Genomic DNA, 25,283 nt, shown 5'->3' with positions numbered 1-25,283 from the left:
TCCCGGAGGCGGCGCTTAACGCGCCTTGTCCGGGCTACCGGTCCGCAGAAAGCTGTAAACCCGTAGCCCGGCTAAGACGCAATGCGCCGCAAGCCGGGAAAAGGCTTTTATGCCGATTTTTGCGCGTCCAGATGTACCCCAATATAGCGCTGATAGCGGTTGGCCTTCAGATAGGTCAAGTCCACCAACACTAGCCCATCCACGCAGTTGTTGAAATCCGGGTCGCTGCCAAAATCGATAAACTGTACGCCGCCCGGCTCGCAGACTTCCGAATACTGCTTATACAGCGGCGGGATCGCGCAGCCGAGGTTGCCGAGCAGAGACTTCAGCCGCGCCAGGTCGTCGTTGTAATCTTCTCCGCCAAACTGCGCCAGCACATCGGGCAGCGAGGCCGGATAAGGGCGGCGCGACTCCGCCAGCGGATGCGTCGCCGGGAACCACAGTCGATAGAACGCGACCAGCAGATCGCGCGCCGACGGCGGCAGCCCGCCGGAAATCGACACCGGGCCGAACAGATAGCGATAGTGCGGATAGCGCGCCAGATACGCGCCGATGCCGGACCACAGGTAGTCCAGCCCGCGGCGGCCCCAGTAGCGCGGCTGGATAAAGCTGCGCCCCAGCTCAATGCCGTGTTGCAGAATATCGTCCATCCGCGCGTCGTAATGAAACAGGCTATAGCTGTAGATACCTGTCAGTCCGCGCTTTGCCAGCTGCATTGCGGTTGGCATAAAACGGTAAGCGCCGACGATCTCAAGATCTTCCTCATCCCACAGAATCAGATGCAGATAGTCGTCGTCATAGCCGTCAACGTCGCGTCGTTTGCCGCTGCCTTCCCCCACCGCGCGAAAGGCGATTTCCCGCAGGCGACCCAGTTCGCGCAGTATCGGCGCATCTTCCTGGTCGCGGCGCTGCCAGAGATAAATCACTTTGCCATCCGCCGTGCGCCCCAGGGTTTCCGCCCGACCCAGTTCGCGCTTGAGCAGGGCGCGGTCTTCGGGACGGGCGATAGCGCTTTCGCTTGTAAATACGCCCGGCATGCCTTTTCCAAGCAGTTCCAGATGGTGATAGCAGCGCTCGGTCAGCTCGCGCGTAGAGCGCTGGGGATCGAACCAGCTTGACCAGGCAATTTGTTGGCCGAAATTAACCGGCAGGCTGCCGTTGCGGCGACGAAACATTTGTTGCATCAGCAGCAGCAGCGGCAGGCTATCGGAAATCAGCGTGCTGGCGTAAAACAGCGCGCTGTTGCGCGCGCGGATCCACGCCGGCAGCAGCGGGGCGCGATATTTCGCCGCCAGCTTAATAAACCCAGAGTGCCATTTTTTATCGCGAATGCCGCGCCGGGTGAGGCGTGAAACTTCACCCGCCGGGAAGAAAATCAGCACGCCGCCGTTTTGCAACTGCTGGTCCATCTGCTGCAGCGCCGCTTTGGCGGTTCGGCCATTGATATTATCGACCGGAATAAACAGCGAGCTCAGCGGTTCAAGGTGGGTCAGCATGCGGTTGGTGACCACTTTAACGTCGCGGCGCACGCGGGACACCGCGTAGAGCAGGGCCAGGCCGTCAAGCGTACCGGTGGGGTGGTTGGCGATAATGACCAGCGGGCCATATTCGGGGATTTGTTCGAGATCGTGCGCCGGGATAGCACAGCGGATATTAAGATGTTCGAGCACCTGTTCGACCGTATCCAGTCCTTTCAGGTGATGATGACGCGCGGCAAACTGCTGAAACTCTTCCTCATGCAGGAGCTTTTTCAGCACCTTTTTCTGCCAGGGGGCTGGCTTTGCCTGAGGCCACAGGTCATCGATAACATTGTCGAGACTAAACATAGCGGCACCTCCTCCGTCCTGCCCAGACAGTAGAAGGCGCAGATGTCGCTCAGATTACAGTTGAGTGAAGATTTGGGATTGGCGGGAGCTTATTTCCCCGGGTTGCGGCTAGCGCCTTACCCGGGCTACCGGCCCACATACGGTGGTGAACCCGTAGCCCCGGTAAGCGTAGCGCGACCGGGGGTCACTGGCGTTCGCCGCACAAAAAATCGTGAACTTCGCCACCCCAATTATCGGGATATAACCCGCGCCGTACATCCCGGTGAAAGGTTGAAAAAGGCCAATCACAAACCTGTCGTACCCAACCGTGTTTTACAGGATTAATGTAGGTGTAATCGATATGCCGGCAGTAGTCTTCTTCATCGCGGATTGCATGTTCCCAGAAACGCGGTTGCCAGACATTTTCTTGTTTTAATGCTTTGCTAAAGCAACCTTTTATGTCCCGCCATCTGGCGGAGAAATCGCTATCGTCTCCGGGTAATGTCCAGATGCAATGAAGATGTTCAGGAAGGATAACCCATGCATCAATGTAAAAGGGTTTTCGCCGTTTGATGGTGAGGATGGCGTGACGTAAAGCTCCGATGTGCTCGGTCAGAAGTCCGCTTTTTCGGTTTCGCAAATTAACGGTAAAAAACCAGGTTCCACCCTTCAGGTAATAACGACGGTAGGCGACCACGGCGCGCTCCTTTGCAAAAGATAGCTTCTTAAGCGGCAGGGTAGAGTCGGGGTAACAGTCTGGCAAGAATCCAAAGATAATGGTGGAAAGAGTCTCGCAACTTTTTGCAGCAGAGGAATTCCCCGGGTTGCGGCTAGCGCCTTACCCGGGCTACCGGAGCAGGTTTGTAGCCCCGGTAAGGCGTCAGCCGCGACCGGGGAACGGTAAGAGCCGAATTAACGCAGGATTTTCTTTTCGGCCAGATCGAGAGCGAAGTAGCTGAAGATCAGATCCGCGCCGGCGCGTTTGATCGCGCCGAGGCTTTCCAGCACCACTTTCTCTTCATCAATAGCGCCGGCCTGGGCGGCGAATTTAATCATCGCGTATTCACCGCTCACCTGGTACGCGCCGAGCGGCAGGTCGGTGCGCTCGCGCAGATCGCGCAGGATATCGAGATACGGACCGGCCGGTTTGACCATCAGGCAATCGGCGCCCTGTGCTTCGTCCAGCAGCGATTCGCGAATCGCTTCGCGGCGGTTCATCGGGCTCATCTGATAGGTTTTACGATCGCCTTTCAGCGCGGTACCCGCGGCTTCGCGGAAAGGGCCGTAGAACGATGAAGCGAACTTGGTGGAGTAAGACATAATCGCCGTATCGGTAAATCCGGCGGCGTCCAGCGCCTGGCGAATGGCCTGCACCTGGCCGTCCATCGCCGCGGAAGGGGCGATAAAATCCGCGCCAGCGGCAGCGGCGACCACCGCCTGCTTACCGAGGTTGGCAAGGGTTAAATCGTTATCGACGCCGTGGTCGCACAGCACGCCGCAGTGGCCGTGGGAGGTGTATTCGCAGAAGCAGGTGTCGGACATCACGATCATCTCCGGCACCGTCTCTTTACAGATACGGGACATGCGCGCCACCAGGCCGTTTTCATTCCAGGTATCGCTGCCAACGGCATCGGTATGATGGGAAATCCCGAAGGTCATCACCGAACGGATACCGGCGTTGGCAATGCGCTCGATTTCGCGCGCCAGGTGTCTTTCCGGAATACGCATCACGCCGGGCATGGCTTCGATGGCTTTGTAATCGTCGATTTCTTCTTCAACAAAGATCGGCAACACCAGGTCGTTCAAACTCAGTGTTGTCTCTTCAAACATGGCGCGTAGCGAAGCGGACTTGCGCAGGCGGCGTGGGCGAGTAATTAAATCTGTCATGGTTTGCCTGATTTTGTGAAATGAGAAAAGCGAGTTTACCTCAATTGGCGGCGGGATGTTTCGCCAAAACGATCCTTATCTATCGTCGGCAAAACATCCCACAAGGCTACTGGCTGGCGGTTTCAATCCCGGGACGGTCGCCGCTTAATTCGCTGACCAGCTCGTTGATCCCATCGCTCATGTTGTTGAAACGCGTCAATGAAGAGCGGGTCACCACCACGAAGGCGCCGACGTTAGCCTGCGGGTTCATCGCCATGTAGGTGATAAAACCGCCGCCGCCGCCGGTTTTCTGAATAATGCCCGGCTGGCCGTTCTTCGGCTTCATGTAGACCCAGCCGAGGCCCAGCGCATCGGCTTTGCCCGGCACGTCCATCCCGATAACCTTCGTTAGCTGGCTGCGTTGATAAATCAGCGTCTGCATCCGGTCCGCCTGCTGCCCGCGGGTGAAGAAATCGGAAGAGAGGAACTGCTGCATCCAGCGCATCATATCGCCAGGCGTGGAGTAAACGCCGCCGCTGCCGATGGCCGCCAGGGTATTGTTGCACGGGCTGGCCCCTTTCTCCGGGATCATCAGGCGCCGGCACTGATCGGGAGAAGGCGTAAAGGTGGTGTCTTTCATCCCCAGCGGGCGGGTGATCTGCTCTTCAAACAGCTGCGGCCAGGGCTTGCCTGCGGCGGTAGAGAGCGCATCGGCCAGTAAATCGAACGCCAGATTGGAATAGGCGGCCTGCGAACCCGGCGCGGTTTTTAACGTTGCCGTGGAGAGCCAGTTCCAGCGCTGCTGGCGCGTCGGCCAGACGAACACCGGACGATGCGCCGCGCCGCCGGGCTGTTCGCGCGGCAGGGCGCTGGTGTGCGTCGCCAGATTCACCAGCGTGATGGGTGCTCCCTGGTATGTCGGCACTCGCGCGCCCGGCGGGGCGTATTTGCTCAGCGGATCGTTGAGCTTCACCACGCCCTGGTCGAGAAGTTTGACCAACATTTCGCTGGTCATCAGCTTGCTCAGGGAGGCGATGCGAATCACTGAATCGAGCTGCGGGTGCTCATTATTGCCCGGGCGCGTTTCGCCGAAGCTGCGGAATACGCGCTGGTTACCATCGATAACCACCAGCGCCATACCGATCGCGCCGCTGCCGTAGTAGATATGGTTAGCGTAACGGTCGACAACATCCGCAGCGAATTCCGGGTCGACGCTCGGCTGCGCGGCCTGGGCCGATGTCAACGACGCCGCGCACAGCGCAGCAAAAATGAGCAGACTACGTTTCAACGGGGGCATCCATCATGGTGAAGAAAAATATAGAGCGTATTTATACTACGAAGCGCCGCCGAGCAAAGCGCTAATAACGGCATTCTGTGCGGAAAAACGTAACCTGGCGTAAAAAAACCTTTTTTAAGCTTTCGGATAGCGGCTTTCGCCTGCGGGCGCGTATGATGATCGTTTTGGCTTAAGATGGGTGGCAAGAGACGATGGCGGCGAAACGGGTAGTGATGGTAGTGGATATGCAAAACGGCGTTTTCGCGACGCCGCGTATTGAGCGCGAGCGCTGCGCGGCGCAAATTAACCGCCTGATAGATGCCGCGGATACCGTTATCTTCATCCAGCACTGCGAAGAGGGTGGTCTGGAGGAGGGGAGCGAAGGTTTTGCGTTGCTGCCCGAACTGCATCAACCCGCTGGCGCACTGTTTGTGACCAAGACCGCCTGCGATGCCTTTTACCGCACCCGCCTGGAAGCGGTGCTGCGCGAGCATCACATCACGCAATTTGTCATTTGCGGCTGCGCCACCGACTACTGCGTAGATACCACCATCAAAAACGGCGCCAGCCGGGGCTATGCGATTACCGTCGCTGAAGATGCCCATACTACCGCCAACCGCCCGGCGGCGCAGGCCGTCACCCTGATCGCTCACTACAACGAGGTGTGGCGTACGCTGACCGTTCCGGGCAATCCTTTACAGGTGAAATCGACAGAAACAATTCTGAACGGATGGTCGGCGAACTAAGCCGCTGATATCCGGTCTCATCATCCGCCCACTTTGCTTCGCTGCGACGACTTTGCGGCGGGCGTTTTTGTGGTACACAGCACAGCAAAACGAGAAAGAAGTTAGCAGGAGAGCATGATGTTTAAATCCTTTTTCCCCAAACCGGGGCCGTTTTTTATTTCTGCCTTTATCTGGTCGCTGCTGGCGGTGATCTTTTGGCAGGCGGGCGGCGGCGACTGGCTGCTGCGGGTCACCGGCGCATCCCAGGATGTGGCGATTAGCGCGGCGCGCTTTTGGTCGCTCAATTACCTGGTGTTCTACGCGTTCTACATATTCTGCGTGGGCGTTTTCGCCCTTTTTTGGTTTATCTACAGCCCCCACCGTTGGCAATACTGGTCGATCCTCGGTACCTCGCTGATTATTTTTGTCACCTGGTTTCTGGTGGAGGTCGGGGTGGCGATCAACGCCTGGTACGCCCCGTTCTACGATCTTATTCAGGCCGCGCTGGCGACGCCACATAAGGTCAGCATTAACCAGTTTTATCAGGAGATTGGCATCTTTCTCGGTATCGCGCTTATCGCGGTGATTATCGGGGTGATGAACAACTTCTTCGTCAGTCACTACGTTTTCCGCTGGCGTACCGCCATGAACGAACACTATATGGCGCACTGGCAGCATCTGCGCCATATCGAAGGCGCCGCGCAGCGTGTGCAGGAAGATACTATGCGCTTTGCTTCCACCCTGGAGAGCATGGGCGTCAGCTTCCTTAACGCGGTGATGACGCTTATCGCCTTCCTGCCGGTGCTGGTGACGCTCTCCGCGCACGTCCCGGATTTACCGATTGTCGGCCACCTGCCTTACGGTCTGGTGATTGCCGCTATCGTCTGGTCGTTAATGGGCACCGGCCTGCTGGCGGTGGTGGGGATCAAGCTGCCCGGGCTGGAGTTTAAAAACCAGCGCGTCGAGGCCGCCTATCGTAAAGAGCTGGTGTACGGCGAGGATGACGCCAACCGCGCGACGCCGCCGACGGTGCGTGAGCTCTTTGGCGCCGTGCGCCGCAACTATTTCCGCCTCTATTTCCACTACATGTATTTCAATATCGCCCGTATTCTTTATCTGCAGGTGGATAACGTTTTCGGTTTGTTCCTGCTGTTTCCGTCGATTGTTGCCGGTACGATTACGCTGGGCCTGATGACCCAGATAACCAACGTCTTTGGCCAGGTACGCGGTTCGTTCCAGTATCTGATTAGCTCCTGGACTACGCTGGTTGAGCTGATGTCCATCTATAAACGTCTGCGCAGCTTTGAACGCGAACTGGATGGCAAAGAGCTGCTGGAAGTGACCCAAACATTAAGTTAACCATCGCAAGGAAGAAATATGGCCGTAGCATCATCTCGTTTCGTTTCGCTCACCCTGACGCTAGTGGCCGGGATGGTTCTCAGCGCCTGTTCCAGCAAGCCGGAGCCGGAGTTGAAAAAGGGGGAAAAGGCGATTGATGTTGCCGCGGTGGTGCGGCAGAAAATGCCCGCCAGCGTGAAAGATCGCGAGGCCTGGGCGCAGGCCATCGCCAAAACGTTTGCCAGCCAGAAGCTGGCGCCGACGGAAGAGAACGTCTGTTCGGTGCTGGCGGTGGCGCAGCAGGAGTCCAACTATCAGGCCGACCCGGCGGTGCCGGGGCTGAATAAAATCGCCTGGCAGGAGATAGACCGCCGGGCGGAGAAAATGCACATCCCGGTTTTTCTGGTGCATACCGCGCTGAAAATCAAATCGCCCAACGGCAAAAGCTATAGCGAACGCCTCGATAGCGTGAAAACCGAAAAGCAGCTGAGCGCGATTTTCGATGATTTTATCGGTATGGTGCCGATGGGGCAGAAGCTATTCGGCTCTCTGAACCCGGTGCATACCGGCGGCCCGATGCAGGTCAGCATCGCCTTCGCCGAGCAGCATACCGACGGCTATCCGTGGAAAATCGACGGTACCGTGCGCCAGGAGGTGTTCAGCCTGCGCGGCGGCCTGTGGTTTGGCACTTACCATCTGTTGAACTATCCGGCGAACTACAGCGTGCCGCTGTACCGTTTTGCTGATTTCAACGCCGGATGGTACGCCAGCCGCAACGCCGCGTTCCAGAACGCCGTCGCTAAAGCGACGGGCGTGAAGCTGGCGCTGGATGGCGATTTGATTCGCTACGATAGCGACGAGGCCGGAACCACCGAACTGGCGGTGCGCCGGTTATCCTCGCAGCTGGCGATGAGCGATGACGATATCCATCGTCAGTTAAAGAAGGGCGATACCCTGGCGTTTGAAGAGAGCGATCTTTATAAGCAGGTGTTTCGTATTGCCGATAAAAAAGCCGGTAAAACGCTACCGCGGGAAGTGCTGCCGGGCATTCAGCTTGAGAGCCCGAAAATCACCCGTAATCTGACGACCGCCTGGTTTGCTAAACGCGTTGATGACCGGCGGGCCAGCTGTATGGCGCGCCGTTAGCGGCGGCTGCGCCAGCGGAAAATCAGCCCTGGTATACCAATTAATACGCAGCCTGCCAGAAAGGGAATTAGCCCGAACAGGGTACCGACCGTCAGGCTAATCTCGACCCGCGGGCGGCTGCTGTCCTGCATTTGAATCAGATGCTCAAACACTCCCGGCGCGTGGATCAGCATACTCAGCATTTGCGCACCGGCCCAGAAGCAAAACAGCACAAACAGAGCGTAAGCGATGTTGCTGCTGGTGATAGAGCCCCTCTTTTTGCCGCCGTTGACGGTCTTTGCAAAGGTGAACTCTGCCATATTGACCTCCATACTTCACCTGCCTGCCGTTTTTTCCACGGCTACATAGAGGTTTATTCTGGCAACGAAGGAGATATCTCAGTATCAGATTGCTGGTAATTTCCGTCCAGGAATATTCCTGATTTCATCGGGTTGTGAGTTTGCTACAAATTTGTGAAATTTAGACCGATATCGCAATGTGCGACAATTCTCAACGCAGCTACAGACCCGTGGTGGCGGCTATGCGAAGATGCTTTTTTTGTTGTCGGAGTGGTTATGAAGCTCACTGAAAAAATTCGCCGCGATTGGCACTACTACGCGGTTGCGCTGGGGTTAATTTTTATTATGAATGGCGTGGTCGGGCTGCTCGGCTATGAAACCGAAGGCTGGCGTTCTTACGCGGTTGGGCTGGTGACGTGGGTGATTAGCTTCTGGATCGCCGGGTTTATTATTCGCCGCCGCCCGGCAGAGGAAGTGTAAAGTGAGAGAGGCCGCGTGAGATGTGCTTTCCCGGCGGCGGCGCTGGCGCGCCTGTCCGGGCTACCCGACCGCAGGCCCTGGTGAACCCGTAGCCCGGCTAAGCGCAGCGCGAGCCGGGGAGTGTGGCGAGCTGATACATCAACCCCGCACACTCCCCGGATCGCGGCGTAAACGCCTTACCCGGGCTACCGCCGGCAGACGACGGTGAACCCGTTACCGGGATTAATTCATCGATGTTTTCAGCGCGCGATCGGCGGCGTGACGCTCCAGCGCCAGTTCAATCAAGCGGCTAATCAGGCTGGTGTAGTCCAGACCGCTGGCCTGCCACAGCTTCGGATACATACTAATATTGGTGAAGCCCGGCAGGGTGTTGATTTCATTAATCACCACGTCGTTATCGGCGGTCAGGAAGACATCGACGCGCGCCATGCCGCTGCAGCCGAGGGTCTGATAGGCGCGAACGGCGATCTGGCGAATTTTATCGTTGACTTCGCTGTCAATGGCCGCTGGAACCACCACCTTCGCCCCCTGATCGTCAATGTACTTGGTATCGTAGGCGTAAAATTCGCTGTTGAGGACGATTTCGCCACAGGTGCTGGCCTGCGGATTATCATTGCCCAGCACCGCACACTCGATCTCGCGCCCTTTAATCCCCTGCTCAACCACCACTTTATGGTCAAATTCGAAGGCCAGTGCGACCGCCTGCTGATACTGCTCTTCGTTGTTGACCTTGCTGACGCCTACCGAGGAACCCTGGTTCGCCGGTTTAACAAATAGCGGCAGGCCTAGCTTCGCCTGCACGTCGGCAAAACTCACCTGATGACGGTTGGCGCGGGTCAGGGTAATAAAAGGCGCAATCGACAGCCCGGCATCGCGCAGCAGACGTTTGGTGACGTCTTTGTCCATGCAGGCGGCTGAGCCGAGGACGTCGGAACCGACGAAGGGCAGGTTGGCCATCCGCAGCATGCCCTGCAGAGAACCATCTTCCCCAAGGGTGCCGTGAACAATTGGGAAGATCACGTCAATGGCCGCCAGCGGCTGGCCGCTATCGGCGTTAATCAGCTGCTGCGCTTCGCGTCCGGGAATTTGCGCCAGCGTAATATCGGACGGGCGCAGGGCAATATGGGCGGGGTCCTGCGGATTGAGCAGATAGTTGCTGGCGTCGTTGATATGCCATTGCCCCTGCTTATCAATCCCCAGTAAAACGACGTCGAAGCGCGTTTTATCGATCGCTTCCACGATATTTTTCGCTGACTGTAGCGATACTTCATGTTCTGCCGACTTACCGCCGAAAACGATCCCAACCCTCATCTTAGCCATTTCAACTTCCATCATGATTACATCAAAGGGCATAACATAGCATGTGAAACAGCCGCCTGGCTGCCATAATATTCACCGGGTAAAGCATTGGGAGGCAGCGCGTGAAAGGAAAAGGGCTTATCGTTCTGTTGGCGCTGCTGGCGGCCGGATATTACGGCTATCGTTTTCTTCCGGCGCACTATAACCCGCTGGCGCCGCTGCGCCTGGAGGATCCGCCGGGGTTCATCACCCACTATAAGCTGCGGCGACTGACCCCCGCGCAGTGCGCCGGCCTGCTGAAAGAAGCGAATCAGCGAAATCTCATCACCAGCCAGCCGGTGGCCGATAGCGGGGGAGAGTGCCCGCTGCAAAACGTGGTTCGGGTACGCGATTTTGGCGCGGTAAAGCTCAGCAGCAGCTTCCTCGCCAGCTGCCCGCTGGCGTTGAGCAGCGCGCTGTATCTACAACAGCAGGCGAAACCGCTGACCCACCGGATGCTGGGGCAGGAACTCCGCCAGGTTGACCATTTTGGCAGCTATGCCTGCCGCAATATTTACCATCGCCAGAACGCGCGGCGCAGCGAACACGCTACCGCGGAGGCGCTGGATATTAGCGGCTTTCGTTTGGCCGATGGCCGCCGCATCAGCGTGCTGAAAGGGTGGCCCGATGCGCAGTATCACCCCTGGCTGCAGGCGTTACTGACCGGCGGCTGCGGCTATTACGGTAACGCTTTAGGGCCGGACTACAACGCGGCTCACGCCAACCATTTTCACCTCGGCATGCGCGGCCAGGGATTCTGTTTCTGAGCATATCTCGCTGTCTTACGCGCTTTTCACCACGAAATTGTTCGTCATAACAAAATCACATGTCATAAAACACCAAACTCTCTGCCAGCGCACCTCTGGTAGTACGTCGGATGAGGGAAATTGCTAAGCTAGATAATAATTGTCGAAAAACTAATGAATACGCGTAGTTATGGAATCCTGGAAGGTTAATCTTATCTCCGTCTGGTTTGGCTGTTTTTTTACCGGACTGGCTATCAGCCAAATTCTCCCCTTTTTGCCGCTGTACGTTTCCCAACTGGGCGTGACCTCGCATGAAGCGTTATCCATGTGGTCGGGGCTGACCTTTAGCGTCACTTTTCTGGTGTCGGCGATTGTCTCGCCGATGTGGGGGAGCCTCGCCGACCGCAAAGGGCGCAAGCTGATGCTGCTGCGCGCCTCGCTGGGCATGGCCATCGCCATTTTACTCCAGGCGTTCGCCACCAACGTCTGGCAGCTGTTTATCCTGCGCGCGGTGATGGGACTGACTTCCGGCTATATTCCCAACGCCATGGCGCTGGTGGCGTCTCAGGTTCCGCGCGAGCGTAGCGGCTGGGCGCTGAGCACGCTATCGACGGCGCAGATCAGCGGCGTGATTGGCGGGCCGCTGCTCGGCGGTTTCCTGGCCGATCACGTCGGTTTGCGCGCCGTATTTATCATCACCGCGATTTTGCTGACCGTAAGCTTCCTGGTGACGCTATTTCTGATTAAAGAGGGCGCCCGTCCGCAGGTCAGCAAGGCGGAGCGGCTGAGCGGTAAGGCGGTGTTTGCCTCGCTGCCCTATCCGGGGCTGGTGATCAGCCTGTTTTTCACCACCCTGGTGATTCAGCTTTGCAACGGATCAATCGGCCCGATTCTGGCCCTGTTTATCAAGTCGATGGCGCCGGATAGCAATAATATCGCCTTTCTCGCGGGGATGATCGCCGCCGTGCCGGGCGTGTCGGCGCTGATTTCGGCGCCCCGTCTGGGGAAACTGGGCGACAGAATCGGCACCTCGCGAATTCTGCTGGCGACGTTGTGCTGCGCGGTAGTGATGTTCTTTGCCATGTCGTTCGTTACGACCCCATTCCAGCTTGGCGTCCTGCGCTTTCTGCTCGGTTTTGCCGATGGGGCGATGCTGCCGGCGGTGCAAACGCTTCTGCTCAAGTACTGCAGCGACAGCGTCACCGGGCGTATTTTCGGTTATAATCAGTCATTTATGTATCTCGGCAACGTAGCCGGGCCGCTGATCGGCGCGTCGGTCTCGGCCATGGCCGGTTTCCGCTGGGTGTTTATCGCCACGGCGATTATTGTGCTGATCAATATCTGGCAGCTGGCCATCATGCTGCGCCGCAGCCGCCGTACCGCGGCGTAATCCCTTCTTCTTCTGCCTGGCCGGTATTTGCGTCACAGCGTCAATGCCGGCCTTTGTATTCCTTAATCTTCAAATGTATCACCGATCACAAAACGATCATTTTCCCTTCTTATCCTCTTCTATTCTTAACTGTTACGCGTATACAGTTACGCGTAACAGTTATTGAAAAAGAGGTTATATGCGAAATTTATTCGATTTGTCAGGGAAACGCGCGCTGATCACCGGCTCCGCTCAGGGGATAGGCCATCTGTTGGCCGGCGGCCTCGCCGAGTACGGCGCGGAGATAATCATTAACGACCGGACGCAGGAAAGAGCGGACCAGGCGGCGCAGGTGCTGGTGGCGCAGGGCTTTCGCGCGGTAGGGGTCGCCTTTGACGTCACCCAGGCGGCGCAGGTCGAGCAGGCGATAGCCCGCATCGAAGAGGAGGTCGGCGCCATTGATATTTTAATTAATAATGCCGGGATCCAGCGGCGTTTCCCTTTTACCGAATTTCCGGAGGAGGAGTGGGACAACGTTATTGAGGTCAACCAGAAAGGCGTTTTTCTGGTATCGCAGCAGGTGGCAAAATATATGATGAGCCGCCGCGCGGGAAAAATAATTAATATTTGTTCGATGCAGAGCGAGCTGGGACGTAAAACAATTACGCCTTATGCGGCCTCAAAAGGGGCGGTTAAAATGCTTACCCGCGGTATGTGCGTTGAGCTGGCCGAATATAATATTCAGGTTAACGGTATCGCGCCGGGATATTTTGCCACCGAGATGACGACCGCCCTGGTCAACGATGAGGCGTTTTCCGCCTGGCTGTATCAGCGCACGCCGGCGGCGCGCTGGGGAAAACCGGAAGAGCTGATTGGCGCCGCGGTGTATCTGGCTTCGTCGGCGGCAAACTTTGTTAACGGTCATTTGCTGTTTGTGGACGGCGGAATGCTCGCCGCTGTCTGAATCACTTCGCCTCCTTCAGGCAGCAGCGTGCCCGTACTGCCTGAAGGACGGCGTATTTAACCCGTGTGAAGATATTAATATCTGAGGATTGCTTATGCATATGCTCGCGAAATTACCCGCGCGTCGCTGGTGGTATTTAATGCCGATTATATTTATTACCTATAGTCTGGCCTACCTTGATCGCGCGAATTATGGTTTTGCCGCTGCGGCGGGAATCGAAAGTGATTTAGGTATTACGAAAGGAACGGCGTCGCTGATTGGCGCATTATTTTTTCTCGGTTATTTCTTTTTTCAGGTTCCCGGCGCGATATATGCGGTAAAACGCAGCGTGCGAAAAATGATTTTCTTTAGTCTTATTTTATGGGGATTCTGCGCGGCGGCTACCGGGTTCGTCAGCAATATTCCGATGCTGATGGCGATTCGCTTTACGCTTGGGGTGGTTGAGGCGGCGGTGATGCCGGCGATGCTGATTTATATCAGCAACTGGTTTACTAAAACCGAGCGTTCACGCGCCAATACTTTTCTGATCCTCGGGAACCCGGTGACGGTGCTGTGGATGTCTATCGTTTCCGGCTATCTGATTCAGGCGTGGGGCTGGCGCGAAATGTTCATCATTGAAGGCATTCCGGCGGTACTGTGGGCGATATGCTGGTGGATACTGGTGCGTGATAAACCGTCCGAGGTTTCCTGGCTGAACGCGCAGGAAAAAGAGACCCTGCAGAAGGTGATGGACAGCGAGCAGAGTCATATCAAGCCGGTGCGCAACTACGGTGAAGCGCTGCGCTCGCGCAATGTGATTATGCTCTGCGCCGTGCATGCGCTGTGGAGCATCGGCGTATACGGCTTCATGATGTGGATGCCGTCGATTCTGAAAAACGCCGCGCAGATGGATATCGTGGCGGTGGGCTGGCTGGCGGCGGCGCCGTACCTGGCGGCGATTATCCTGATGCTGACGGTCTCCTGGCTGTCGGATAAGTTCCAGAATCGTAAATTGTTTATCTGGCCGCTGTTGCTGATTGCCGCTATCGCCTTCTTTGGCTCGTGGATGGTGGGCAACCAGGCGTTCTGGTTATCCTACGCGCTGCTGGTTATTGCTGCGGCCTGCATGTATGCGCCCTACGGGCCGTTCTTCGCGCTTATTCCTGAACTGCTGCCGCGCAACGTTTCCGGCGTATCGATGGGGCTAATTAATAGCTTCGGCGCACTCGGCGCTTTCCTTGGCGCGTGGCTGGTGGGGTATCTGAACGGTATCACCGGCGGGCCGGGGGTATCCTATACCTTTATGGCCGTCGCGCTGTTGTCGTCCGTTGTGCTGATGTTCAACGTGCGTGCTAACCCGCAATCTTCTTCCCCGGCGGTGGCAAAAAGGGTTGTCGGCTAACATAAACCGCCGCTGCTGTGGTAAGGTTCTCTGCGAGCACATAAGTCGTTTGTCGTAGAGAACCTGATGAAAAACAACCGGATGACATTGCAGGATATCGCTAATCTGGCGGGGTTGAATAAAATGACGGTCAGCCGTTATTTACGCGACCCCGGCCAGGTTTCTGAGCGCAGCCGCGAGCTGATTTCAAAGGTTATGGAAGAAAACAACTATATCCCTAACCGGGCACCGGAAATCCTGCTTAACGCCCGCAGCAAAACGATTGGCGTGCTTATTCCTTCCTTTCGCAACCAGATTTTTGCCGATGTGCTGGCCGGCATTGAGTCGGTGACTTCCGCGCATCAGTACCAGACCCTGATTGCCAACTATGAATATGACCCGCAGCGCGAAGAGCGCGAGGTGCTCAACCTGCTCTCTTATAACATCGACGGGCTGATTTTGACCGGCAAGCAGCACAGCGATCGCATGGTGCAGTACGTGCGCGCCAGCGGTATTCCCGTCGCTGAACTGATGGACTTTGGCGGTCAGCAACTGGATATCCAGGTGGGCTTCGATAACGAAAAGGCGGCGTGGGACATGACCCACGCTTTTCTTGAGAGCGGAAAACGGGCGATCGCCTTTTTTGGCTCCATGGACGATCCCCGCGATTTAAGCCGTTTTCACGGCACTGAACTGGCGCTGGCGGAGCACGGTCTGAAGGCGTATCACATGGCGCCGAAGACGATCTCCTCGGTTGCGCTTGGTCGGCAGATGTTTCTGCAGATGCAGCAGTCGCGCCCGGATATCGACGCCATTTTTTGTACCAACGACGACCTGGCGGTGGGCGTACTGCTCGAGTGCCAGGCGCAGGGGAAAGCCGTCCCGCAGGAGATTGCCATTGCCGGTTTTCACGGCCTCGAAATTGGCCGGGCGCGGTTACAAAAAATAGCCAGCGTCATTACCCCACGTTATGACATCGGTAAAACCGCGAGCGAAATACTTATTGCGCGCCTGGCCGGTAAAGACGCACCGGACAGCGTTAATCTGGCCTACCAGATATATTATGGCGATACGTTATAGTTATCGATAGAATAGCGATATTCCATTTTATTCTTATTTGTTAATTTTGGTTATGACGCTTATTAATCCCTCGTGAGTAAATTCCTGGGGGATTGGCAATGAGCAAAACGTTTCGCTTGTTATTCATTGACGTGTCGATCCTTTTTAAAAAATAATGGTGGAAACCGACGGCTAATCTATGACATAAATAGCAGACTACGGACCTCGCATAAGGATAAAGCGCTGTGAAGAATCTCATTGCTGAGCTGCTGGTTAAACTCGCCCAAAAGGAAGAAGAATCGAAGGAACTGACGGCACAGGTGGAGGCCCTGGAAGTGGTGGTGACCGCTCTGCTACGCCATATGGAGCAGGGTGCCCAGCAGGCGCTAATCAGCGATATTGAGCAAGCCATCGACGAGGCCAGCCCCGGCCCGCTGGTCGACGACCGCGATACCCAGCTATTGCAGCAATATATAAAGAAGCTGTTACGGCATCCTCGTAGTTAGTTTTGTGACAAGGTATGGATGCTGTCATTTTACTGTCACATCGCTTTTATACAGTCTCCCTCGTTTTGTTTTTTAAAGTATTTTTTACATGGAGACGATAAAAGTGAAATTAAGCGCCTTGTTTATTGCCCTGATACCTCTGCTGGGCTCCCCGATTATTCACGCGGAAACAACAACCGCACCGGTTCTGGAAAATCGTGCCGCGCAGGGCGATATCACCACGCCGGGCGGCGCGCGTCGTTTAACCGGCGACCAGACCGAGGCGCTGCGCGCTTCGTTAATCAATAAACCGGCTAAAAATATTATTTTGCTGATTGGCGATGGAATGGGCGATTCAGAAATTACCGCCGCGCGAAATTATGCAGAAGGGGCTGGCGGTTTCTTTAAAGGCATTGACGCGCTGCCGCTGACCGGCCAGTACACCCATTATTCACTGGATAAGAAAACCGGCAAGCCGGATTATGTCACCGACTCCGCCGCTTCCGCTACGGCCTGGACTACCGGCGTGAAAAGCTACAACGGCGCGCTAGGTGTGGATATCCATGAAAAAGATCATCAGACCATCCTTGAACTGGCGAAAGCGGCCGGTTTAGCTACCGGTAACGTCTCGACGGCGGAACTGCAGGACGCCACGCCGGCTGCGCTGGTAGCGCACGTCACTTCGCGTAAATGCTACGGTCCGAGCGTAACCAGTGAAAAATGCGCCAGCAACGCGCTGGAAAAAGGCGGTAAGGGTTCCATTACCGAGCAGTTGCTGAACGCCCGTCCGGACGTGACGCTGGGCGGCGGAGCGAAAACCTTCGCTGAAACCGCGACGGCCGGCGAATGGCAGGGCAAAACGCTGCGCGATCAAGCGGTAGCCCGCGGCTACCAGATCGTCACCGACACCAGCTCGCTGGCCGCCATTAGCCAGGCCAATCAGGACAAACCGCTGCTCGGTCTCTTCGCTGAAGGGAATATGCCGGTGCGTTGGGAAGGCCCAAAGGCGTCTTATCACGGCAATATCGATAAGCCGGCGGTGACCTGTACGCCGAACCCGAAACGTGACGCTTCGGTGCCGACGCTGGCGCAGATGACCGAGAAAGCCATCGATCTGCTGAGCAGCAGCGAGAAGGGCTTCTTCCTGCAGGTGGAAGGTGCTTCTATCGATAAACAGGATCACGCGGCGAATCCGTGCGGTCAGATTGGCGAAACCGTCGATCTGGATGAAGCGGTACAGAAGGCGCTGGAGTTTGCCAAAAAAGAGGGCAATACCCTGGTTATCGTCACCGCCGACCACGCTCACGCCAGCCAGATTATCCCGGCAGACACCAAAGCCCCAGGCCTGACGCAGGCGCTGAATACCAAAGACGGCGCGGTGATGGTCATGAGCTACGGCAACTCTGAAGAAACGTCGATGGAGCATACCGGCACCCAGCTGCGTATTGCCGCCTACGGCCCGCACGCGGCCAACGTGGTGGGGCTAACCGATCAGACCGACCTGTTCTATACCATGAAGGCCGCACTTAATCTGAAATAACCTGAAGCCGGTGACGAATTTTCGTTACCGGCTGGTTTTTTCTCCATCAGCGACCAGACTTACAGAGATCCACTCATAGAGGATGGTGCGATGAAAATAACATTACTTGTGACCCTACTTTTTGGCCTGGTATTTATGACAGCGGTGAGTGCCGCGGAAAAAGAGTTAACCCCCCAGCAGCAAAAGATGAGCGTGTGTAATAAAGAAGCGTCGTCGAAGTCGCTGAAAGGGGATGAGCGTAAAACGTTTATGAGTAGCTGCCTGAAGAAAGATGGCGCCACGCAGGACGGTAAGGGGCTAACGCCTCAGCAGCAGAAAATGCGCGAGTGTAACGCTCAGGCGACCCAGCAGTCTCTGAAAGGAGACGATCGCAGCAAATTTATGAGCGCCTGCCTGAAAAAACAGGTGTAAAAATAAGCGGGTGAGGTTTCCCTCACCCGCTATGCGTTATTCGCTATTCCAATCAGGAACGGCTGAGCTTCTCTGATTTCTCCATGCATTTCACCATCGCTTCGATGACGGACGAGCGGAAGCCTTTCTCTTCCAGCACGCGCACGGCTTCGATCGTGGTGCCGCCCGGCGAGCACACCATATCCTTCAGCGCGCCCGGATGCTCTCCGCTCTCGAGCACCATTTTAGCGGAACCCATCACCGCCTGGGCCGCGAATTTATAAGCCTGAGCGCGCGGCATTCCGCCAAGCACGGCGGCATCCGCCATGGCTTCGATAAACATAAAAACGTAGGCCGGCGCGGAGCCGCTGACGCCAACCACCGGGTGAATCATGGGCTCCGCAATGATTTCCGCCTGGCCAAAGCAGCGGAAGATGGTCAGGATTTCTGCGGTTTCTTCGGCGCTCACCAGCGCGTTCGGCGTGACCGACGTCATCCCCGCGTTGACCAGCGAAGGCGTGTTGGGCATCGCGCGGACTATTTTGCGATCGTGGCCCAGGGCGCGCGCCAGCTGATCGAGCGTCACGCCCGCGGCGATAGAAACCACCAGAGAGTCTTTATTCAGGCTGGAGGCGATGTCGCTGAGGACTTTAACCATCACGCCCGGCTTCACGGCGCCAAAAACGATATCCGCCACCTGGGCCACTTCCTGCGCGCTTTGCGCCGCATTAATGCCGTACTGGTCGTGCAGGGCCGCCACTTTGTCCGGCGACGGGGTGTAGACCCAGATTTGACCCGGCTGAACCTGTCCGCTGGCGATTAGGCCGCCCAGAATGGCCTTGCCCATATTGCCGCAGCCGATAAAGCCGATTTTCTTCTCCATCACCAATCCCCTTTGCTTGTTTTATCGTTAGCTACATAGCTTATCATCTTGTTGCTTTCGCGGAAGGCAAAAGCAGGTGACAATACGGTATCTCTTTTTGGTCGACAGGAGCCGCAATGGCTATTTGGGTTGATGCGGACGCGTGTCCGAACGTCATTAAAGATATTTTGTTCCGCGCCGCAGAGCGCACGCAAATCTCGCTGACGCTGGTCGCTAACCAGCCGCTGCGCGTCCCACCGTCGCGCTTTATCCGCACGCTGCGCGTGGCGCAGGGATTTGACGTGGCGGATAACGAAATCGTTCGTTTATGCGAGCCGGGAGATCTGGTGATTACCGCCGATATCCCGCTGGCGGCGGAAGTGCTGGAGAAAGGCGGGGCGGCGCTGAATCCGCGCGGAGAACGCTACAGCGAGGCGACTATTCGCGAGCGCCTGACGATGCGCGATTTTATGGAAACGATGCGGGCCAGCGGTGTGCAGACCGGCGGCCCGGATAGCTTATCCCAGCGCGATCGTCAGCAGTTTGCCGCCGCGCTGGAGAAATGGCTGCTAGAGGTCAAACGCCCGCAGGGTTAAACCCAGCTGTCGTCGTCGCTGCCAAAATCATCGTTGCCAAAACCGGCGTCAAAGTCGGAGTCATAGTCGTTGTTGTCGGCAAGGAACTGCCCGTCATCTTGGCGGAAGGTATCGTCAGCGACGCTGCTGTCCTGCGCCTGGCTGAGATCCGGCTGCGGTTTATCTTCGATAATATTGACGATCTCCTGCGGATGCGAGCCGCTAAACATATTGGTCAACATATTGCCCAACACTACGCCGCCCGCGACGCCTGCCGCCGTTTGCAGCGCGCCGGCCATAAAGCCGCCGCCGCTGCGCGAGGCCTGAGGCGCGTAGTTCTGCTGTTGCGCCTGTGGGGCGTACTGAGGCTGGGCGCCGGCCTGCTGTCGGCCATACTGCTCTGCGCCAGGAATCGGATCGGAGCCGCGAGACTGCCCGCCGCCAAACAGGCCGGAGAGAAACCCGCCGCTGCTTGGCTTCGCAGCCTGAAGCTGGGTGACCTGGCTTTCCAGCGCCTGAATACGGTCGTTAAGCTGTTTGATCGCCGCTTCCTGAATCAAAATTGTCTGCGCCATATAGTAAGGGGCGAACGGCTGCTCTTTGATGTGCCCGGCAATCCGCTCCTCAGCGCTGGCATCGCGCGATGCGCTGCGGCTCTCGGCCTCTTTTAACCGGGAAAACAGTCCATCAATAAGGCGTTGCTCTTCAGATTGCATACTACATACCTCTGTCATACTGATTGATTAGCTTCAGATTCGCTCCGAAGGACTCGTCTTGTAAATATGCGGCAGCGTAAAGCTGTGCAGAAATGTGTTACTGTTTACGCCAGACTGCGAACAAAAAATAACTTCTGTACAAAAGTAAAGCTGGCATAACACTAGATGCAATGATAAGTTTACATTTAAAGTCCTTTCTAATACTAAGGTGAAAGGGTTTGTAGATGGTATGTAACGTTTATTTTACGGTTGGCGTCAGGTAAGTTTGCGGTACCATTGTTTTTCTTTTCGCTTTCATTTATCCGCAGTACGCGGAACCAAGGGGTCTTCGGTAATGACACAGCTAATATTTCTTGTCGGGCCTCGCGGCTGCGGTAAAACGACCGTCGGTCATGCGCTGGCGAAAGTTCGCAACTTTAAGTTCGCCGACACGGACCATGAGCTGCAGGAGCATGAGCAGCGCACGGTAGCGGCGATCGTCCAGCAGGAAGGCTGGGAACGCTTTCGTGCTCTGGAAACGCAGGCGTTAGAAAGAGTCGCGCAACCCGCAACCATCATCGCCACCGGAGGCGGCATTATACTCAGCGAATATAACCGTCAGTTTATGCGGGAGAATGGCGTAGTGATCTATCTTGAGGCTTCGGTTTCCGCGCTGATAGACCGTCTTGAAGCCTATCCGAAGGCTGAACAGCGCCCGACGCTGACCGGAAAGCCCATCCGCGAAGAAGTGGGTGAAGTGCTGGCGCAGAGAGAAGCGCTATATCGCGCGGCCGCGCATCATATTATTAACGCCACCGCGTCGCCGGATGAGGTCGTGGAACAGATTATGACGACCGTATGCGGTGCGAGCTATACCAGTTAAGACTTTACCTGGGGAAAACGGATCGGCAGCGCCTATACTTTAAAGCTCTTAAGGTAAAAAAGGAAACGCTATGCCGACCAGACCTCCATATCCAAGGGAAGCGCGTGTTGTCGCCGTTGAAAAAGGCCCGCAGGGCCAAACGGTCACCTGGTATGAACTGCGCGCTGACCATCCGACGCCAAACTCCCTCATCAGTGAACACCCTACTGAACAGGAAGCGCTGGACGCCAAACGGCGCTACGAAGATCCTGACAAATCTTAATTTCCCATTCATGTCCGGGATTGGCTCTGAAAAGGTCGCTACCGGACATGCATCACATTTTTAATTTATTAACCGTACTAATGATTACCTAAGTCACGGATTTTCTGGTGCGTTTTGACGCTTTTGGAATCTTTACATTCCAAAATAGCCGTAATCTGCTACGCTTCTCGACGGTTGCTTTGGTCACCAGGGGGCAGAAGTCGTCAAGAGAAGCCTGTTTTGAAACAGCGGTTGTGAAAAGGTACATGATATGAGTAGTGCATCGATGGCAATTTTGACCATTGGGGTAGTACCGGTGGCGGAGATGTTGCCGCTTTTAACTGAACATATCAGGGAAGAACAGATCGACCACGTTAGCCTGTTAGGCAAAATGGCGCGCGAAGAGGTAATGCGGGACTATGGCATTGAGCCCGGCGATGAGATGCTATTGACCTTGCTTAACGACAATGAAATCGCCCAGGTCTCGCGGCAGAAGGTTGAACGTGATTTACGTAGCGTCATTGCGGTGCTCGATAAACAAGATTACGACCTGATATTACTCATGAGTACCCATCCCTTTCGCGGATTTACGGCGAATAATGCGATCCTGCTTGAGCCGCAAAGGATTATCCCGCCGCTGGTTGCCTCGATTGTTGACGGTCATCAGGTAGGGGTCATTGTTCCGGTCGAAGAGATTTTGCCGCTGCAGCGGGATAAATGGCAGGTGTTAGAAAACACCCCGCTGTATGCCATCTCCAACCCGGTCAGCGGTAGTAAAGAGAATTTACTGGCCGCCGGCAGGGAGCTGATTGAGCAAGGCGCAGACGTACTGATGCTGGATTGTCTTTGCTACCACCAGCAGCATCGAGACATATTACAAAAGGCGCTGGATATCCCGGTTCTGTTGTCAAATGTGCTGGTTTCGCGACTGGCGGCAGAACTATTAGTTTAACCTGATATATCGCGTTAATTTTACGTGACAGGTGCAAGGAGCGCCCCCTATATTGTGCCTTCAACACAAGATCATAAGGGCGAGTTTATGCTTCAAAGCAATGAATACTTTGACGGAAAAGTAAAATCTATCGGCTTCACCAGCAGCAGCACCGGCCGTGCGAGCGTGGGCGTGATGGCGGAAGGGGAATATACCTTTGGCACCGCGCAGCCAGAAGAGATGAGCGTAGTCAGCGGCGCGCTGAACGTACTTCTGCCGGGGGAAACCGAGTGGAAAGTCTACGCCGCCGGGGAAGTATTCAACGTTCCGGGGAATAGCGAGTTTCATTTGCAGGTGGCTGAGCCGACGTCTTATCTTTGCCGCTACCTGTAAAGTCAGCTTCCTTCCTGCGCTGGCAGGAAGGAATTTACCGCCAGATTAGCGCTGCGCTTCGCCGCCTAACCCTTCCACCAGATTCTGTATCAGCGCGGCCAGTTCGCCGGTCATCAGAATAAAGTCCGCATCAAAACGCTGAGCGAAATCTTCCCGATCGATATCTTCATTCTGGTCCCGCAGTTCGTCGCAGAACTTCAGGCGTTTAATCGAACCATCATCGCACATTAAGAACTGAATGCGCTGCTGCCAGTCGAGCGCCAGCTTGGTCACGACCTTACCGGCTTCAATGTGCACGGCGATCTCGTCGCTGACCAGATCCTGTTTTTTCGCGCGGATCACGCCACCGTCTTCCAACATCGCTTTTAGCTCGGCTTCGTCCAGTAGCTGGAAGCCCTGGGCAACGGTACCGGAGCGCACCCACTCGGTTAGCGTCAGTTCGATCGGGGTTTCCAGCGCCAGCGGGACCACCGGCAGCGAGCCGAGGGTTTTACGCAGTAGCGCCAGGGTATCTTCCGCTTTTTTGGCGCTCGCGCAGTCCACCATGATCAGTCCGTTGACGGTATCGATCCACATCATAGTCTGGCTGAAGCGGCTGAAGGCGCGCGGCAGCAGAGAGTGCAGAACCTCATCTTTCAGCGAATCTTTTTCGGTCTTTTTCAGCTTGCGGCCCTGCTCGGCTTCCAGCTTGAAAATCTTTGCTTCCAGCGCCTGTTTGATCACCGGAGACGGCAGGATCTTCTCTTCTTTACGCGCGCAGATAACGATCTGGCCGTTTGACGTATGCGTCAACGCGTCGCTGTGCGATCCCATCGGCGGTACCCAACCGGTTTTGGCCATATCCTGGCTGCCGCAAGGGGTAAAGGTCAGCTCGGCCAGCTGTTTTTCCATCTCCTCGGCGCGCAGGGAAATGTCGCGGCTGAGACGATAAACCATTAAATTTTTGAACCACAGCATGATAATTTCCACGGCTTAGTCGTTAAATCCAGCGGGCATGATAGCGAATTGTCGCTATGCTTGCATTGTTAATCGGGGGAGGAATTCACGGTGCGCATTGGCATTGATTTAGGCGGGACCAAAACGGAAGTCATCGCGCTGAGCGACCAGGGAGAGCAGCTATTTCGTCATCGCCTGCCTACGCCAGGGGGCGATTATTGCCAGACGATAGAGACAATTGCCTCGCTGGTTGAGATGGCCGAGCAGGCCACCGGGCAGAGCGGCACGGTTGGCATCGGCATCCCCGGGTCGATTTCGCCCTATACCGGCGTGGTCAAAAACGCTAATTCAACCTGGCTCAACGGTCAGCCGTTTGATAAAGACCTGAGCCAGCGTCTACAACGGGAAGTGCGTCTGGCCAACGATGCCAACTGCCTCGCGGTGTCGGAAGCGGTAGACGGCGCGGCGGCCGGGGCGCAAACGGTGTTTGCGGTGATTATTGGCACCGGCTGCGGTTCTGGGGTGGCGCTTAACGGACGCGCCCACATAGGCGGCAACGGTACGGCGGGCGAGTGGGGGCATAATCCGCTGCCGTGGATGGATGAAGACGAACTGCGCTATCGCGCTGAAGTGCCGTGCTACTGCGGCAAGCAGGGCTGCATTGAAACCTTTATCTCCGGCACCGGCTTTGCTACCGATTACCGTCGGTTGAGCGGGCATCCGCTGAAAGGCAGCGAGATTATGCAGCGCGTCGGCGAACGGGATCCGCTGGCGGAACTGGCGCTGAGCCGCTATGAGATGCGGCTGGCGAAGTCGTTGGCGCACGTGATCAACATCCTCGACCCGGACGTTATTGTGCTTGGCGGCGGAATGAGCAACGTTGACCGGCTGTATCAGACGGTGCCGAATCTGCTAAAACCGTGGGTCTTTGGCGGCGAATGCGAGACGCCGATTCGCAAAGCGGCCCACGGCGATTCCAGCGGCGTACGCGGCGCCGCCTGGCTGTGGCCGCTGTAATCATCAACCCGCTGCGCGGCCTGAACGGCGCAGCGGGTAGCGGTTGATTACCGCTCCGGGATCTCCTCCAGGCCGTAGTAAATCGACAATCCCCTTTTTTTACCCTCCTCAATATCCAGGTCCGCTCCCCGGGATTCGCCCGGTATGCGCAAAATTGCATCGCAGCGGCTAATTAAACGGTGAGCGACGGGGTAGAGATACTCTTCGCTAATCGCATCGCCAATTTCTTTGGAGCACGCCGCTTTAGCAACGGGTAACGCCAGCCATTCGCCGACCACGGGAATATGCCCTTTCTGGTAAACGCGTAGCGCAACCTGGGCCATATTGTGCAGATTAGCCTCGATAAGTTCCGCGCGATTGTCGGTGCCGCTGCGTACCGGGCCGGCGATCAAAATAAGTAAACTTTGCATATTTAAGACCTTCTTGATGCGTGAATGGGAATGCTATTGAAGGCTTCCTTCCCGTTGTACGTTCCGTCATAGACAATTTCCGATGCATGAGTTTGCACGAAAATAAATGAAAATGGCCGTTTGTAGGTTAACAGATAAACTATCATGCACTTTCGTGCATAATCAAGATTATTCG

The 25,283-nt window shown here is 56.1% G+C and carries 28 protein-coding genes; 18 read left to right on the top strand and 10 right to left on the bottom strand.

From position 1 onward, the window contains the following. Positions 1-107 precede the first annotated feature (107 nt). From olsF to ampH, 4 genes are all read right to left on the bottom strand, one after another. Entirely contained in the window at positions 108-1,826 is a 1,719-nt protein-coding gene (gene olsF, locus K7H21_RS22175) for a bifunctional ornithine lipid synthase OlsF (protein ID WP_049112617.1), read from the bottom strand. Between the two features lie 184 nt (positions 1,827-2,010). Further along, a complete protein-coding gene (locus K7H21_RS22170; RefSeq protein WP_087828305.1) occupies positions 2,011-2,502 on the bottom strand; it encodes an REP-associated tyrosine transposase in 492 nt (163 codons plus the stop codon). A gap of 215 nt (positions 2,503-2,717) precedes the next feature. Beyond that, entirely contained in the window at positions 2,718-3,692 is a 975-nt protein-coding gene (gene hemB / locus K7H21_RS22165; protein WP_004129564.1) for a porphobilinogen synthase, read from the bottom strand. A 106-nt stretch (positions 3,693-3,798) separates the two neighbouring features. Beyond that, positions 3,799-4,959, bottom strand: coding sequence for a D-alanyl-D-alanine-carboxypeptidase/endopeptidase AmpH (gene ampH, locus K7H21_RS22160; protein ID WP_032742055.1), 1,161 nt, complete (start codon positions 4,957-4,959; stop codon positions 3,799-3,801). Positions 4,960-5,180: 221 nt separating this feature from the next. On the opposite strand from ampH, the gene K7H21_RS22155 reads away from it, so the two are divergent. The 3 genes from K7H21_RS22155 (at position 5,181) to K7H21_RS22145 (ending at position 8,156) form a co-directional block, all read left to right on the top strand. After that, positions 5,181-5,693 carry a cysteine hydrolase family protein gene (locus K7H21_RS22155; RefSeq protein ID WP_162626048.1) on the top strand — a complete coding sequence of 171 codons (513 nt, stop codon included), beginning with the start codon at positions 5,181-5,183 and terminating at the stop codon, positions 5,691-5,693. Positions 5,694-5,810: 117 nt separating this feature from the next. Then, on the top strand, positions 5,811-7,031 hold the full coding sequence (gene sbmA, locus K7H21_RS22150) for a peptide antibiotic transporter SbmA (RefSeq protein WP_004129571.1): 1,221 nt from the start codon (positions 5,811-5,813) through the stop codon (positions 7,029-7,031). A gap of 18 nt (positions 7,032-7,049) precedes the next feature. After that, the gene (locus tag K7H21_RS22145; RefSeq protein WP_004129573.1) at positions 7,050-8,156 is read left to right on the top strand and encodes a DUF1615 domain-containing protein; all 1,107 of its coding nucleotides are present in this window, start codon (positions 7,050-7,052) and stop codon (positions 8,154-8,156) included. Here K7H21_RS22145 and K7H21_RS22140 read toward each other — a convergent pair. Next, positions 8,153-8,455, bottom strand: a complete 303-nt coding sequence (locus tag K7H21_RS22140) for a DUF2755 family protein (RefSeq protein WP_004129576.1) — start codon at positions 8,453-8,455, stop codon at positions 8,153-8,155. The two genes, K7H21_RS22145 and K7H21_RS22140, sit on opposite strands and share 4 nt — an antisense overlap. 255 nt (positions 8,456-8,710) lie before the next feature. Here K7H21_RS22140 and K7H21_RS22135 point away from each other — a divergent pair, with 255 nt between their 5' ends. Then, positions 8,711-8,914 carry a DUF2754 family protein gene (locus tag K7H21_RS22135; protein ID WP_004129579.1) on the top strand — a complete coding sequence of 68 codons (204 nt, stop codon included), beginning with the start codon at positions 8,711-8,713 and terminating at the stop codon, positions 8,912-8,914. Between the two features lie 222 nt (positions 8,915-9,136). Here K7H21_RS22135 and ddlA read toward each other — a convergent pair whose 3' ends face one another. After that, positions 9,137-10,234: a D-alanine--D-alanine ligase gene (ddlA, locus tag K7H21_RS22130; RefSeq protein WP_087828328.1), complete on the bottom strand. Its 1,098-nt coding sequence runs from the start codon at positions 10,232-10,234 to the stop codon at positions 9,137-9,139. 101 nt (positions 10,235-10,335) lie between these two features. Here ddlA and K7H21_RS22125 point away from each other — a divergent pair, with 101 nt between their 5' ends. The 8 genes from K7H21_RS22125 (at position 10,336) to psiF (ending at position 18,186) form a co-directional block, all read left to right on the top strand. Beyond that, positions 10,336-11,019 (top strand): extensin-like domain-containing protein, encoded by a 684-nt coding sequence (locus K7H21_RS22125; protein WP_223035368.1) that lies wholly within the window; start codon positions 10,336-10,338, stop codon positions 11,017-11,019. 169 nt (positions 11,020-11,188) lie between these two features. After that, on the top strand, positions 11,189-12,388 hold the full coding sequence (locus tag K7H21_RS22120) for a multidrug efflux MFS transporter (protein ID WP_004129587.1): 1,200 nt from the start codon (positions 11,189-11,191) through the stop codon (positions 12,386-12,388). A gap of 178 nt (positions 12,389-12,566) precedes the next feature. Next, positions 12,567-13,331 carry a gluconate 5-dehydrogenase gene (gene idnO, locus K7H21_RS22115; protein WP_049113309.1) on the top strand — a complete coding sequence of 255 codons (765 nt, stop codon included), beginning with the start codon at positions 12,567-12,569 and terminating at the stop codon, positions 13,329-13,331. Between the two features lie 94 nt (positions 13,332-13,425). After that, complete coding sequence (locus K7H21_RS22110; protein WP_004129603.1) at positions 13,426-14,712, top strand: MFS transporter; 1,287 nt, start codon at positions 13,426-13,428, stop codon at positions 14,710-14,712. Positions 14,713-14,778: 66 nt separating this feature from the next. After that, a complete protein-coding gene (idnR, locus tag K7H21_RS22105; protein ID WP_004129606.1) occupies positions 14,779-15,771 on the top strand; it encodes a DNA-binding transcriptional regulator IdnR in 993 nt (330 codons plus the stop codon). A gap of 224 nt (positions 15,772-15,995) precedes the next feature. Then, positions 15,996-16,256: an anti-adapter protein IraP gene (gene iraP, locus K7H21_RS22100; protein ID WP_004129608.1), complete on the top strand. Its 261-nt coding sequence runs from the start codon at positions 15,996-15,998 to the stop codon at positions 16,254-16,256. Between the two features lie 88 nt (positions 16,257-16,344). Next, a complete protein-coding gene (gene phoA / locus K7H21_RS22095; protein ID WP_032742056.1) occupies positions 16,345-17,775 on the top strand; it encodes an alkaline phosphatase in 1,431 nt (476 codons plus the stop codon). A gap of 90 nt (positions 17,776-17,865) precedes the next feature. Then, positions 17,866-18,186 carry a phosphate starvation-inducible protein PsiF gene (gene psiF / locus K7H21_RS22090; protein WP_004129612.1) on the top strand — a complete coding sequence of 107 codons (321 nt, stop codon included), beginning with the start codon at positions 17,866-17,868 and terminating at the stop codon, positions 18,184-18,186. Between the two features lie 52 nt (positions 18,187-18,238). Here psiF and proC read toward each other — a convergent pair whose 3' ends face one another. Further along, positions 18,239-19,048, bottom strand: coding sequence for a pyrroline-5-carboxylate reductase (gene proC / locus K7H21_RS22085; protein ID WP_004129614.1), 810 nt, complete (start codon positions 19,046-19,048; stop codon positions 18,239-18,241). Between the two features lie 116 nt (positions 19,049-19,164). Between proC and K7H21_RS22080 the strand changes: the two genes are divergently transcribed. Continuing rightward, positions 19,165-19,623, top strand: a complete 459-nt coding sequence (locus K7H21_RS22080) for a YaiI/YqxD family protein (protein WP_049113307.1) — start codon at positions 19,165-19,167, stop codon at positions 19,621-19,623. On the opposite strand, the gene K7H21_RS22075 is transcribed toward K7H21_RS22080, so the two are convergent. Continuing rightward, positions 19,620-20,318: a DUF2076 domain-containing protein gene (locus K7H21_RS22075; RefSeq protein ID WP_004129619.1), complete on the bottom strand. Its 699-nt coding sequence runs from the start codon at positions 20,316-20,318 to the stop codon at positions 19,620-19,622. The genes K7H21_RS22080 and K7H21_RS22075 overlap by 4 nt on opposite strands. A 334-nt stretch (positions 20,319-20,652) precedes the next feature. On the opposite strand from K7H21_RS22075, the gene aroL reads away from it, so the two are divergent. The 4 genes from aroL to ppnP all read left to right on the top strand — a co-directional run bounded on the left by aroL (position 20,653) and on the right by ppnP (position 22,745). Continuing rightward, positions 20,653-21,180 (top strand): shikimate kinase AroL, encoded by a 528-nt coding sequence (aroL, locus tag K7H21_RS22070; protein WP_004129620.1) that lies wholly within the window; start codon positions 20,653-20,655, stop codon positions 21,178-21,180. A 70-nt stretch (positions 21,181-21,250) separates the two neighbouring features. Beyond that, positions 21,251-21,442, top strand: coding sequence for a YaiA family protein (locus tag K7H21_RS22065; protein WP_004129622.1), 192 nt, complete (start codon positions 21,251-21,253; stop codon positions 21,440-21,442). A gap of 250 nt (positions 21,443-21,692) precedes the next feature. Continuing rightward, positions 21,693-22,373, top strand: coding sequence for an AroM family protein (locus tag K7H21_RS22060; protein ID WP_170100633.1), 681 nt, complete (start codon positions 21,693-21,695; stop codon positions 22,371-22,373). A gap of 87 nt (positions 22,374-22,460) precedes the next feature. Beyond that, positions 22,461-22,745 carry a pyrimidine/purine nucleoside phosphorylase gene (ppnP, locus tag K7H21_RS22055; protein ID WP_004129626.1) on the top strand — a complete coding sequence of 95 codons (285 nt, stop codon included), beginning with the start codon at positions 22,461-22,463 and terminating at the stop codon, positions 22,743-22,745. Between the two features lie 45 nt (positions 22,746-22,790). Here ppnP and rdgC read toward each other — a convergent pair whose 3' ends face one another. Continuing rightward, the gene (gene rdgC / locus K7H21_RS22050) at positions 22,791-23,702 is read right to left on the bottom strand and encodes a recombination-associated protein RdgC (protein ID WP_004129627.1); all 912 of its coding nucleotides are present in this window, start codon (positions 23,700-23,702) and stop codon (positions 22,791-22,793) included. A 90-nt stretch (positions 23,703-23,792) separates the two neighbouring features. On the opposite strand from rdgC, the gene mak reads away from it, so the two are divergent. Further along, on the top strand, positions 23,793-24,698 hold the full coding sequence (mak, locus tag K7H21_RS22045; protein WP_004129629.1) for a fructokinase: 906 nt from the start codon (positions 23,793-23,795) through the stop codon (positions 24,696-24,698). Between the two features lie 47 nt (positions 24,699-24,745). Here mak and K7H21_RS22040 read toward each other — a convergent pair whose 3' ends face one another. Then, entirely contained in the window at positions 24,746-25,108 is a 363-nt protein-coding gene (locus K7H21_RS22040; RefSeq protein WP_223035367.1) for an NUDIX hydrolase, read from the bottom strand. Between the last annotated feature and the right edge of the window lie 175 nt (positions 25,109-25,283).

Source organism: Klebsiella sp. CTHL.F3a, from assembly GCF_019890895.1.
Taxonomy (GTDB): Bacteria; Pseudomonadota; Gammaproteobacteria; order Enterobacterales; family Enterobacteriaceae; genus Klebsiella; species Klebsiella grimontii.
The sequence above is the reverse complement of the archived record's forward strand: the minus strand, read 5'-3'. Positions and strand labels throughout refer to the sequence as shown.